Genomic DNA, 13453 nt, shown 5'->3' on the forward strand with positions numbered 1-13453 from the left:
AATGTTCAGTTTATTTACCAATAACTTCAGTGATAGGGTTTCCTACATTTCCACTTGGGAACTGAATTTTCAGTAATGAAGAAACGGTAGGAGCAATATCGGTCATGTTATACGCCTTATTGCTTTCTCCCTGTTTCACACCCCAACCCATAAAGATCAATGGAATGTGCGAATCATAAGAATTCCATACACTGTGTGTAGTTCCTGTTTTAGAATATGGAGGAAGCATAGAGTCGTGAGAGATCAATTGAATATCACCACTTCTCTGTCTGTTGATTCCGTTGATAATTCTTTGTTTGATAGGCTCCGGAATGCTTGATTCCTGAACTTTGTCTACAGAAACAGCGTATAAAACTGTTGGATCTTTTTCCAGCTCTTTAACGGCGAAGTTTCTTACATCGTCCAGTTCAAGTTTACTGTCTGCCAATACTTTTCTGTCAAAATAGATCTGATAATTATCAATTGCATTGATCAGCTTATCAGCTCCGAATTTCTCTTTCAGCTTTTGATTAAGATTTTTCTCTGCTCCTTCACCAAAGAAACCTGTCGGGATCTTATGTTCTTTCAGGAATCCTACGGAGTGTGCACCACCGTGGTCTGCAGAAAGGAAAACAGTATATTCACCTTTACCTACTTTTGAATCCAGATACTTGAAGAATTCTGCCAAATCCTGATCTAATCTGATGTACACATCTTCTACTTCAATAGAATTAGGCCCAAATTTATGTCCTGCATAATCTGTTGAAGCCAGATTGATCGCCAGGAAGTCTGTAATATTATCTCCACCCAGTTTTTCACCTTCCACAGAAGCCTCTGCCAATTTCAATGTCAATGTATTCCCGAAAGGAGTGTAACGGATATTATCTCTTTTAGACTGGTAATCAGCTGCTAAATTACTGTAAGGGAATGTAGGTGTTTTCGCACTTCCCAACAGTCCTTCCCATGGTGAATTGTCTGGAGCACTTTCTGTATACTCGTTGATCGGAAGTAAAGTATTCCAACCGTTTGCTACCAATTTTTCCGGTAAATTCTGAGAATTGAATGATTTTACCCATTGAGGAAGATCGTTCATATACCAGGTACTTGTAATGAAGTTTCCGGTACTGTCATCAAACCAGAAGGCTCCGTTTGGAGTGTGTCCTGCCGGAAGAATAGAAGCACGGTCTTTCAAAGAAACCCCAACTACTTTTCCCTGGAAGTTGGTTGCCAGTCGTAATTCGTCGGTAACCGTTGTAGACCAAAGGTTCTTCGGAGAGTGGCTTCCAGTTTTAGCATTTGTAGTTCCTACAGGCTGAACGCTTTCATCTGCAGTACAGTATACACCTTTACCCGTTTCCTTGTCTGTCCAGTCGTTTCCTGCAATTCCGTGAATAGCCGGAACAGAACCTGTATAGATACATGTATGCCCTAACGCGGTAATCGTAGGAACATAAGGAATATGCACGTTGTTTAAAGAATATCCGGTATTCAAAAGCCTTTTGAAACCATCATTTCCATACTTACCGTAAAAACGGTATAAATAATCCCAACGCATCTGATCTACAACTAAACCTACTACTAATTTCGGTCTTTCCAGTTGGGTATTTTTGTTCTTCTGCGCATTAATTGTAACTACGGACAGGAAAGTAGCTGCCGCAATTGAAATGTTCCTAAGCATCCAAGTAAATTTTTATTGGATACAAATTTAAGTGTTTTGAAAGTTTTGAAGTGTGAAATTTTATTTAAATTTGAGTTTTATACTATTCATCAATCCAACAAACCATGATTCTAGGTGTATATTGGTATTTCAAATTTCCTGAAGATTTATATCATTTTAAGTTTTTTAATTTCTTTAAAGGCTATGGAGGTCATGCCGATAACGATGCTGAACTGATTGCAAGAGTTCAGGTTGATCATATTGAAGAAGTTATTTCGAAATTGGAAACCCTCAAAACCCAGTTCAAAAGAACGTACCTGCAACTTAGCAGCAGTGAAAATCAGTTGATCATCAGTTTAGGAGATCATTTTTTGTTTGACTACTATTTTCAGCTGGCTCAGGAAATAGAAAAGCTACTCATCCTTGAGAAAGCAATACCATTGGATTCTAATGTTCCATTTAAAGCTATTTCCAATATGCTGTACCGACCGGAAAAGGAAACTTTTGAAAGTATAGAACACCGTTTCATTCAAATGGTGGGCTCTAATTTTAAAAAGCATAATGCGGAAAATTATTCTATCAGAATTGACTGTAATCTGCCTTTATATGATAAGAAAAACCTGATCAGTGATTTAACCCAAATCTGCAGAGAGGAGAATCTTCATGTCTTTTATTATCATGATTGTGATTTCAAAGATCATTGTAATCTCATGCTGCTGTTCACCAATGGCAGACAGCAAAACGACTCTGTTCAGCAAGTTCACATTAATACTTTCGGGAGTAAAATAAGACAACTCACAGAAAAATATTTACAGCTTAATTTCGGTCATCTTGAAGGCCTCACCTACTATCCACGCAATGGTCCTCATGTAGAACTGATGGTAGATGAAGAATATATTATAGCGCCATAAAAACCATTTAAATTCAATAATCATTATTAAATCTGATAATATGATCAAATTCAAATACGTTATTTTATATGTAGAAGATGTAGAAAAATCTATGAATTTTTATACGAATACATTCAACACCGAAATCAAATTCATTACTCCTGAAAAAGATTACGGAGAACTGATTACCGGAGAAACAACCTTATCATTTGCCTCAATAAGTTTAGCCAGTTCTAATATAAAGGAAGGCTTTTTAGCGTCAAAAGAAAGTGCCAAACCTTTCGGAATAGAACTGGGATTTGTAACAGACGATGTAGAAGCTTTGGTAGAAAAATCTATTAAAAACGGAGCTGTTCTTTACGAAGATATTACAGTAAAGCCATGGGGACAAACAACAGCTTATATCAAGGATCTGGATCAATATCTGGTAGAAATCTGTACAGAAATTCAATAATTTAAAAACTGCACTGTGGAAATAAGAAAACTACAAAAAATATCCATTGATCCCAGCCTGCATTGGGGTCATAATGGCTATGTAACAGATAAGATCTATTCGGTTTCATCCATTGAGTTTGCAGGTTCTTTTGAATTTATTTTAAAAGAAAAATCTTTACCATACAGCAAAACATGGAAAAACAGTCCTGAGGAACTGAAAGAATTTAACAGTATCATTGAAAAGGGAAATTCTTTTGGTGCTTATAAAGATGACAAACTGGCTGGCTGGATCATCGGTGAGCATAGAGTATGGAACAACAGTTTTTATATTGAAAATATTCTGGTAGACGAAAAATACAGAAGAGAAGGAATTGGAATCATGCTGATTAAAAATATCATTAAGGAAGCCAGAAAATTAAACTGCAGAGTCATTGAACTTGAAACCCAGAATACCAACTATCCCGCGATACAGTTTTACAGAAGAATGGGATTCAACATTACTGGTCTAAATACGAGACTTTACAATCATTCAGAAGAAATTGCTCTTTTCATGACCTTAGATCTGGACTAGCTATTAGGGAGGAAAATTCTCATTGAAAGCGAAAGATTAAAAGTTCATAAAGTATTAAGGATCAACTCATCATTCAAAACAACCTTCAATTAAACACTTGCAAGTGTCTTAATATTTTTTTACATTAGTAATCAGCAAATTAAAAATCATTGACTATGAAAAATTTAAAAAAATTAAAAAGAAGCCAACTCGTGTTGATCAGCGGCGGTGACAGTGCATATGCTATCTGTACAACCGACGGATATTGCCCTCCCGTACCAGGTTCGTATTATTGTTCTAATGGTACCTGCTATACATCCTCTGGAGGGGGCAATGGCGGAGGAGGTAATCCTGGAGGCGGCGGCGGTGGCTTCTGTAACGAGCCTATGCGTTTCTGCCAGGAATGGGAAACAGGATGTGGCTGTGTTTACTGATAAAAAAATATTGTTAGATACATTGGGGCGGTTTTATGACCGCTCTTTTTATTTCAGGCAGAAAGATGCATATTTGCAACAAAACTAATTCTAGAGAACTTATGGTAAGAACAATCTATTGTTTCGCTGCATTGTCTGTATTCTCAGTAATAAATGCACAGCAGAAAACATTTAAATGTAAGGAAGTACATGATGCCGTTAAGCTGATCGATGAGGAAAAGTACGATCAGGCTATTCTTATTCTGAGAGATTGTGAGAAAAAAGATCCGAAAGATTACACTTACCCTTACGAAATTGCCTTAGCTTATACCCGAAAAGCAGATTACAAAAACGCCATCTACGAACTGGAAAAAATAAAGACATATCCAGATATCAATGACTATTATTATGCACTTCTTGGTAATGTGTATGACGAGTCCGGTAATGCTGTACAGGCAATAAAAGCTTATGATGAAGGGTTAGAAAAATTTCCTGCTTCCGGAAGGTTATATCTCGAAAAAGGAATCGTTCTGGAATCTCAGGGCAAACTTAAAGACGCTGTAGAGCTCTATGAAAAGGGAATAAAAGCAGAACCGATGTATCCCTCAAATTACTATAGAGTTTCTCAATTATATCTGAATTCTAAAGATGTTTTATACGGTCTCATCTATGGTGAAATCTTTGTAAACCTTGAGCGAACCACCTCCAGATCTCAGAAAATGAGTGAACTGCTATATGCTACTTATAAAAAAGCGATACACTTCGATGCTGAAAATATCAGTCTTAATTTTTGTGAAGCTGTAATAGATGCTGAAAAGTATAAAAAAAATAATTCCATTCCATTCTGCATTACGTTTGCTACCAACTTCGCGTTGGCCTCTATAGGTCAAAAAGAAATTAATCTGGAAACCTTATCTTCAATCAGAAAGAAATTTATAGAAGAATATTTTAAGAAAGACAATTACCCTCCCAATGTACTATTAAGCTATCATAAAATGATGGAAGACCAACATGTATTCAATGCTTACAATCATTATATTTTTCAGATAGGAGATGAAAACGGTTTTAAAGAATGGCAAACCCAGAATACAACAGAATATGACAAATTTGTAGATTGGTATACTAAAGACGCGAATCTTCTTACAATAAACAAAGACAATGTGTATCTGTCTGATCAGGTAAGAATCAAATAAATAATTTCATTAATTTCGCAAAAAAAGACTTACAATACGTATGGATACTAAAAAGAGTGCTCTGGAAAAAATGTCCAGTCAGGAACTTGAAAAATATATTAATCCGGAATCCAAATTTGTTCCACAGGCCGTTCAGTTTGCCCATGAAATTCTACAGTCAAGAGGCAGAACATTTTCCGATCAAGAGTTAGCATATATCATTTCCAAAACAGCTGATCTTAATAAAAAACAGGAAATTATCATACATCCCAATCATACCAGAGCTTCACAGATCATGTACCTGTGCGGTGTACTGGGGATTGTAAGTATTATCCTGAATTACGAACAGTTCAATTCCGGAATCGCGATTTCCATTGCAGCAGCAACGCTAGCTTTTATTTTTGGTATGGGATATCTTATAGGAAAGGGCAATGAGGTGGTAAAATATATTCTTATCATCACTTTTGCACTGGGACTTTTTGGCATTCCTTCCATGCTGGCTAATCTTGCTTTTTATCCTCTATTGGGAATTATCAGTATTATACAGACTCTTCTTCAGCTTTGGGTCATCATTCTTCTGATCAGGATTCCAAAGAATAAGGTAGCATAAAGGGTGAAACTAAGTCTTGGAAGTTCATCAATAACTCGGACTTTCGATTATAAGTAAAGAACAGGTGACCTTATCATTACCTGTTCTTTTTTATTGATACTAATAAATTTCTACTGGTCACAAAAATTAATATTGTATCACAATTTTACCTGTTGCTCCTTTTTCAAGATGATAAAAGGCTGATTTTGCCTCTTCAAATGGATATACCTGATCTATGATGGGATGTATTTGATAGTGTTGCAACGCTTCGTTCATACGGGAAAACATTTCTTTAGAACCTACTTCTATTCCCTGCATCCTGATCTGTCTGGACATGATTTTTACAGTATCCAATTCTGCACTCAAGCCACCGATCAAACCAATAACAGCAATAGTACCGTCGAGAGCAATTACATCCATTGACCGGTTGATATTACTCCCTCCTACCACTTCCACAATATGATCTACCCCTCTTCCAGCGGTAATCTGCATAATATTTTTTTCCCAAGCCGGCATCTGATGATAATTAATAAGATGTTTAACTCCCATCTTTTTACCCAAAGCCAGTTTCTCATCACTACTCGATAACAAAATCACTTCAGCACCGGCCATTAAAGCAAACTGAGCAGAAAATAAAGAAACCCCTCCCGTTCCCTGGATAAGCACTGTACTCCCTGGCTTAAGATCTCCCTTTTCAGTCACACCATGCCAGGCGGTAAGTCCCGCACAGGGTAATGTTGCAGCTTCCACATCACTTAAAAAAGTTGGAACCTTAATCACTTCGCTTTCATTAAATACAGCGTATTCCTGTAACAGACCATCTGTTTTTGCTCCCCCAAGAGAACCACCAACCTTTTCATCGGTCAGCTTTCCATCTATCCATTTGGGTAAAAATAATCCGGCAACCCTGTCATTAACAGCTAAACTAGTGACCTCACTCCCTCTTTCTACAACAACACCTACTCCATCAGAAACCGGAACTCTCCCCACCGGAGGTTTCCAGGAAGAATAACCTGTTACCACCATCAGATCTCTGTAGTTAAGAGAATTCGCCTTCATTTTCACTAATACCTGATTGGGCAAAAGCTTTGGATAAGAGATATCCACCAGCTCTAGAGAAGATATACTGTAGTCTTTACTTACCTGATATGCTTTCATTGTACTTATTTTAAAATTGTTAAACTATAGACTAAAAGCCGTAATTTTATGATACAAATGTATGATGAAAAGAGTACGGGAGATAATCTACAGCCCATTGTGAGCTACTAATAAATAAATGAGTATGAGTAAAAAAAAACTGAGTTCTACCAATACAATTAATGAACATTACCTGGACGACAGATGTACCCTAAACAAAGTATTAAAGATCATTGGCAAACGGTGGGTTGCTGAAATATTGCTATTGATCACTCATGATGTTGCCCGATTCTCCCAATTGAAAGAAACGTTAGTAGGAATTTCAGATAACGTACTGTCTTCAGTACTCAACGAACTGGTAAAATCGAATCTGATAACGAAAAAAATATTCAACGAAATCCCTTTAAAAGTAGAATATCATATTACGCCAAGCGGATCGGAATTAACAAAAGTGATGCACCAGCTATGCAGTTGGGGAAAACAGAATATTCCTTATGAGATCAGAATACTTCCGGGATCTATGAAATAATAAAATAAACATGTTAACTATTGAAGAAGCATTCAGTTTAATTAAAGAAGAAAGAAAATTTCTTAATGATATTACAGAATATAAAATTAAGATAAGCAACAGCAATAATTTTGAGAGAGAAAATATGATTGGTGTATACACCATCAGAAAATATAGTGCTCATAAAAATGGAAACTATGAATTATAACAACAGATGGAAACCTTGGTTTCCAATCTGAAAAATTATTCTGGGAATAAACTAAGATTTATAAGTGTACTTGGAAAAGAATATTACGGAATGTTTTTCTTCAGTGAAGATTGGGACAAAATTATAGGATATATTGAGACCCAATCTAATGAAAATATGCACTCAAAAATAGAATAATTCAACTGTTTCTAGATAGTTGAAACAATTAAATACACCGTAAGTTTTTTTAATCACTATTTAAAAATAGCTTAGTAGAAAAAAATAAGTCAACTTCTGAATATAACGTAGGGATTTTGTCCTGACCATTTTGTAAATCTATGGTTTGAGCGCGGCCAGAGGGCGCGCTCAAACCTTTTCCTCATTACCCAATCCCCTGTTGCTACTTTATAAAATATCTATAAGCTTTATATAACAACCTGTAAACACTTCATTAACGGTCTATCACCAGTTTCATAAGTACCTAATGCCCTTATCATAGGGGCTATCCCCCTTTGCCAACTACCTCCAGTCTGTTAGATAACTGAGTATCCCCGCTTAGGTAAGGAGGGGCTTAATGAAGGGGTATAGAAAATTACAAAATAGATGTAAGCATTTATTTTCTATGATTTAGAGAAAATATCATTTTGTCCAGATTCTCCTTCAAACATAAAAGAACAAAAAGAATGGAGTTCACATCATTATTTTTATTAGATAATTATAACACTACACATTTTGTCGTAATGATGAATTATTATTGCAAAAGAATGCTGGAAATTTAGCTTTTCAGTAAAGAATATATGTGATAGAATAAATAAGCCTACTAAATCCCATAAGTATGATTTTTTTAGATTAAAAAGATTAAATTTGCAAAGCAAAAAAAGCTAATCACTAACTCAAATATAAATACGAGAATGAAAAAACTCTATCTCAGTGCATTGACCTTATGCACGGTCTTAGGTATTTCTGCTCAGGAAGTCATATGGCAGAAAGATATCAAATCCTCAACGCAGGATTTTCTAAGCCAGGTGACTACTACAATTGACCAGCAGTACCTTATTACAGGAAGCTCTATTCAAAGCGATAAGCAGCAAGCTTCTGGCAGTAAGCAAAACAATGGGTACGATTTCCATCTTATTAAATTGAATCAACAAGGACAGGAAGTCTGGGAAAAATACTTCTCAGGAAATAATCATGACTATTTATCAGCCACGGTGACCACTCAGGATGGTGGTTTTCTATTAGCCGGAACTTCTTATTCCGGAAAAGGGTTGGATAAAAAGGATGATTCTAAAGGTGGTTCGGATATCTGGCTTATCAGAATCAATGAGTTTGGAGATGAATTGTGGCAGAAAACACTCGGAACCTCTTTTGATGAAGAAGCCAGATCGGTTATTCAAACAACAGATTTAGGATTTTTTGTAGCCGGAAATGTTCAGAATGCTTCAAAAGGATACGGTTCCAAAGATGTCTGGATCAGTAGAATTGATAAAGACGGAAAAGAACTTTCCCAACTTATTTTAGGCGGAAAAGGTCTTGATGAAGTAGAGAAAATGATTCCCACGAAGGATGGCGGAGCCCTACTGGGAATTTACTCAAGAAGCTCCGAAGTTCGTGTTTCTGGATCCGAACAACGATCAACTAGTTCAACAGCCATTAGCCAGATGCCAAAAGCCACCAGCAACTTTGGAGAAGGCGACTACTGGATTGTCAAATTAGACAAAAACGGAAAAGTAGAATGGGAAAAGAACTTTGGAGGAAAAGGAGACGATCACGTCCGAACCCTTGCTTTAACGTCTAATGGATTTATCATCGGAGGGGAATCGAGATCAGAGAGGTCCGGAAACAAAACGGTTGGTATCGAAGAAGGAACTGATCTCTGGCTGATTTCTTTGAATGAAAGAGGTGATGAGCAGTGGCAGAAATCCTATAATTTCAAAAACAGAGATATTCTGATGAGCATGAGTGTACTTCATGCAGCGGATGATAAATCTTCTAAAGGAATTTTGTTAGGCGGTTATACGCAGGCTGAGGGAAGAATAGAAAAGGATGATGAAACCTTCTGGATGCTGTATCTGGATGAGAATGGCAATGAACAGTGGAGAAAACACATCACCGGAGAATCCAGAAAGAGAGAAGAAAGGTTATCTGACTTAAAACTGAACAGAGATGGCTCTATCATTTTGGCTGGAACGAGCGCGGAAGAGCTCGGAAAGGAAAACTGGAAGATCGTCAAGCTGGGAGACAAGCAGGTTGATAAGCTAATCGAGAAACAAGACATTAAGATTTATCCTAACCCAGTATCCGACTATGCGTATGTAGAAATAGGCTTCGATTTCAAGGAAGCAGATATTGTACTGTATGATATGGGAGGCAGACAGCTTCAGAATATAAAAACAAAGAACAAAGTCACTAAGATCAATACACAAGCTTTGGTACAAGGGGCCTATTTGATCACTATAAAAACGGATACGAATAAAACAGCAAATGCTAAACTTATTAAAAAATAAACCTGATGAAAAAAAATAAATTTAAAATCATCCTTTTATTATCATTTTTTAATTTTTCTCAATACCAGTCACAAACAAACATATCAGAAAAACAAATATATAATATTGCGACTCCAGAAGTTGCAACTATGATGAGATATGTGGATTTTCCAGAACCTGATTTTATAGGGAAAACAAATATTTCAGTTCCAATTTATGATATTAATTTCGGAAACCTTAAAATTCCTATAGGACTTTCTTATAATACAAAAGGTAACAAAGCTTCTGACATAGCAACTTCTGTAGGACTTGGCTGGAATTTAAATGCTGGTGGAAACTTAACTGTTAAGATCAATGATATGAACGATCTTACAGAAAATTATGCATTCTATACTGATGGTACATTTGAGCCAGAACAGAGTTATGCCTGGCATCGCCAAACAAAGGGGTACTTATCTACAGATTATCCACAAGCCCTTAGTGATACACAGGTACCTTCTTCCCAGTTATGTATGAATACTAGAATATGGAGTAGTGATGATAGAAATATAGATACTGCGCCTGATTTCTACTATCTTAATGTGCCTGGATTGAATGACAAATTTTATCTTACTAGGATTAACGATTCACAGGTAAAAGCTAATTTTTTCACCTCAAATGCTAAACTTAATAATAATCTGAACTTTACAATTAAAACAACCTGTTCTGGTTTAGAAAGTACAGCTTGGGGAAATCAGGGGGCTGCTACAGTTTTTTATCAACCGGATAAATTTGAAATTACTGGCGAAAATGGATACATCTACACATTTAATGATAATGATGCTTCAATTATATGGGAATATCCTTTAGATTTTTCTAGTCATAACACCCAACAAGTTAATAACTGGTATCTTACTAAAATCAAAGATCCATTTTCAGGAAAAGAAATTACTTTTGAATATGAAAGCTTCACCAACACTTATGATCACTTATCTTTATTATCGTTATTTAATTATTTTGATTTTGGAAGCTATGCCACCTCATATCTGAGTACTACAAGGCCAGGACGTGATGAAACGCTGGGCAGAGTTGCTAATAGATTAGTATCATCAAGATTGGTTCCTAAAAGATTAAAAAGAATCACAACGGATAAAGAGGTCTTAGATTTTAATTATGATATCATAAGGCTTGATTATGGAGGGAATGCGTTGAGTGGTATCTTAGTAAAAAACAAAAATGGTAATATTGTTAAGCAATATAATTTTACGTACTCATATTTCGATAACGGGACTTGTTCAGCAGGAGCTTATGAATGCAAAAGGCTGAGACTTGAAACCATGAATGATTCTTCATTGGGAAAATATTCTTTTTATTATGACAACAATGTATTTCCCCCAAGAAATACCTCTAAGGTAGATTTTTTAGGTTATTTTAACAATAATAGCTCTAATATAAGCTTTTCAAAAACCGATTATCATCCATTTGACTTTAATTATTATCCAATAACAAAGACTTATTTTTATCCTGAGTTAGCCAAAGATAATATTTTTCCATTTCAACTAAGAAATAAGGTAGCTAATAAAATTTCTAGGGAAATAGACCGAACTCCTTCTACAGGATCTCAATTAGGATTGTTAAAAAAAATGGTATACCCTACTGGAGGTTCTTTAGATCTGAGTTATGAGAATGATGATTTTATGTATGAAGGAGAAAAGTATATATTAGGAAGTACAAGGGTTAATTCTATGAAATTATACGATTCTCAGAATATCGTAAGTAAAGAAATAAAATACAAGTATATCAATGCAGATAATACTTCTTCCGGACAAATCAATTTTATAAAAACCCCTGATGAAACTTCGACATCAGAAATTTCATCAGGTATTGGATTTAATACAGATGCTGTAATAGGCTATTCCAGAATTATTGAAGAAACTACAGGAAAAGGATATGTTGAAAAAAAATATACCAATTTTAATGATTATCCTGATCAATTTATGCAACCTGATCAAAATATTACCAATCAGGCGCACAAAAACTTTATTAAATTTATGAAGTTTCCAAGTTCCTATGTACAATCATTTGATGACAGGAGAGGAAAATTACTATCAGTAAACTATTATAAAGAAGGGCAGTCGATACCATTAAAAAAAGAAGAATATACTTATGATTATCAGGTGAAGAATTCTTTGAAAATCACCAAACCATTTTATTATGGATATAGCACTGGTTATGATGAGTTTTCTGCCTCTAACTATTTTTTAACCTATTTTAATACTATTAAAAATAGTACAAAGGAGGAGCTTTTTTCAGGAAGTTCAGTAAAAGAAGAAAATAATTTTAGTTACGATGGAGCAAGACTAATTTCCAAAAAAACGATAAGTGGGGGAGATACTACAGAAGAATTTTATAGAAATGCCAAAGATAAAAGTATCCAGAAACTTATTAATGCTAATATTTTAGATATTCCTGTAGAGGTTGAGAAAAGAAAAAATGGTAAAGTATTAAGTAAGCAGGAAACCAAATATGAAAATTCCTCCAATATTTTACCTAGTTCTATAATTTCATATGGCTTGGATAATATTAATACTTCTACTACTGAGATTACTTATGATAAATATGACTCTAAAGGGAATTTATTACAGTATACTGCAAAAAACAGTATTCCTGTAACTGTTATCTGGGGATATCGACAAAACCAACCTATTGCAAAAATTGAAGGAGCTACTTATTCTCAGATCATGCAGGCCTATGGACTGAATATAAATGATAATAATTCTTATCTTAACTTGGATATTGTTAAAAAATCTGATTTGCATTTTGATTCTGCTACCGAGATTGATTTACTGTCCAATCTTAAGGATTTTAGAAATAAGCAAGAATTTAAAGGTTATAATGTATCAACATATACACATGCTCCATTAATTGGTGTTAAAAGCATCACTCCTCAGAATGGAGTTAAAGAAAGTTATACTTATGATGTTTCCAACAAGCTTGAGAAGGTATTAGATAAAGATAATAATATACTAAAAGAATATAAATATAATATTGCACCAACTACATATTATAATGTGGAAAAAAGTCAGGCTTTCACAAGAAATAACTGCGGTCCGGGAACGTTACCAGAAGTATCCATATATAAAGTCCCACTAGGATCTTATTCATCTTTAATAAGTCAGGCAGATGCTGATCAGAAGGCACAGAATGATATTAATACTAACGGACAAGTCTATGTAAATACGCACGGAGTTTGTACTCCCTATGTTTGTACAATTACGCCATCTAGTAATGTCCAAATTTATTACTCATCATTTCAGGAAATGTCAGCGAACCACATAAAAGCAATACTAAGCTTTCCAACTAGTGGTACAAACCTAAATTGGTCAGGAGGAGTATTTATAGGAACTCTTCAAAGTTTGTGTGCACCAAACTCGTACAAAAATATTAGTAGTAATGGATGGACAATTTCTA

General features: G+C 35.2%; 13 protein-coding genes. 11 read left to right on the forward strand and 2 right to left on the reverse strand.

The features are described from left to right. Positions 1-10: 10 nt before the first annotated feature. Positions 11-1657, reverse strand: a complete 1647-nt coding sequence (gene pafA / locus ACQ76T_RS12910; protein WP_431343690.1) for an alkaline phosphatase PafA — start codon at positions 1655-1657, stop codon at positions 11-13. Between the two features lie 104 nt (positions 1658-1761). On the opposite strand from pafA, the gene ACQ76T_RS12915 reads away from it, so the two are divergent. From ACQ76T_RS12915 to ACQ76T_RS12940, 6 genes are all read left to right on the forward strand, one after another. Further along, positions 1762-2547, forward strand: a complete 786-nt coding sequence (locus ACQ76T_RS12915; protein ID WP_431343691.1) for a hypothetical protein — start codon at positions 1762-1764, stop codon at positions 2545-2547. Positions 2548-2587: 40 nt separating this feature from the next. Beyond that, positions 2588-2980, forward strand: a complete 393-nt coding sequence (locus ACQ76T_RS12920) for a VOC family protein (protein WP_431343692.1) — start codon at positions 2588-2590, stop codon at positions 2978-2980. Positions 2981-2995: 15 nt separating this feature from the next. After that, complete coding sequence (locus tag ACQ76T_RS12925) at positions 2996-3532, forward strand: GNAT family N-acetyltransferase (protein WP_431343693.1); 537 nt, start codon at positions 2996-2998, stop codon at positions 3530-3532. A gap of 155 nt (positions 3533-3687) precedes the next feature. Then, positions 3688-3945 (forward strand): hypothetical protein, encoded by a 258-nt coding sequence (locus tag ACQ76T_RS12930; RefSeq protein WP_431343694.1) that lies wholly within the window; start codon positions 3688-3690, stop codon positions 3943-3945. A gap of 101 nt (positions 3946-4046) precedes the next feature. Continuing rightward, positions 4047-5117 (forward strand): tetratricopeptide repeat protein, encoded by a 1071-nt coding sequence (locus ACQ76T_RS12935; protein ID WP_431343695.1) that lies wholly within the window; start codon positions 4047-4049, stop codon positions 5115-5117. Positions 5118-5157: 40 nt separating this feature from the next. After that, positions 5158-5706, forward strand: a complete 549-nt coding sequence (locus tag ACQ76T_RS12940) for a hypothetical protein (protein ID WP_431343696.1) — start codon at positions 5158-5160, stop codon at positions 5704-5706. Positions 5707-5832: 126 nt separating this feature from the next. Here the strand turns inward: ACQ76T_RS12940 and ACQ76T_RS12945 are convergent, their stop codons facing one another. After that, on the reverse strand, positions 5833-6843 hold the full coding sequence (locus ACQ76T_RS12945) for a zinc-dependent alcohol dehydrogenase family protein (RefSeq protein WP_431343697.1): 1011 nt from the start codon (positions 6841-6843) through the stop codon (positions 5833-5835). Between the two features lie 124 nt (positions 6844-6967). Here ACQ76T_RS12945 and ACQ76T_RS12950 point away from each other — a divergent pair, with 124 nt between their 5' ends. The 5 genes from ACQ76T_RS12950 to ACQ76T_RS12970 all read left to right on the forward strand — a co-directional run. Further along, on the forward strand, positions 6968-7351 hold the full coding sequence (locus ACQ76T_RS12950; protein WP_431343698.1) for a winged helix-turn-helix transcriptional regulator: 384 nt from the start codon (positions 6968-6970) through the stop codon (positions 7349-7351). A 10-nt stretch (positions 7352-7361) separates the two neighbouring features. Then, entirely contained in the window at positions 7362-7538 is a 177-nt protein-coding gene (locus ACQ76T_RS12955; RefSeq protein ID WP_431343699.1) for a hypothetical protein, read from the forward strand. A 6-nt stretch (positions 7539-7544) separates the two neighbouring features. Further along, complete coding sequence (locus ACQ76T_RS12960; RefSeq protein WP_431343700.1) at positions 7545-7715, forward strand: hypothetical protein; 171 nt, start codon at positions 7545-7547, stop codon at positions 7713-7715. Positions 7716-8428: 713 nt separating this feature from the next. Next, entirely contained in the window at positions 8429-10024 is a 1596-nt protein-coding gene (locus ACQ76T_RS12965; protein WP_431343701.1) for a T9SS type A sorting domain-containing protein, read from the forward strand. Positions 10025-10029: 5 nt separating this feature from the next. Then, positions 10030-13453 (forward strand): DUF5977 domain-containing protein (locus tag ACQ76T_RS12970; protein WP_431343702.1); only part of this gene is annotated, 3424 nt, incomplete at its 3' end.

Origin of the sequence: Chryseobacterium sp. JK1 (assembly GCF_050632815.1) — a bacterium.
Taxonomy (GTDB): Bacteria; Bacteroidota; Bacteroidia; order Flavobacteriales; family Weeksellaceae; genus Chryseobacterium.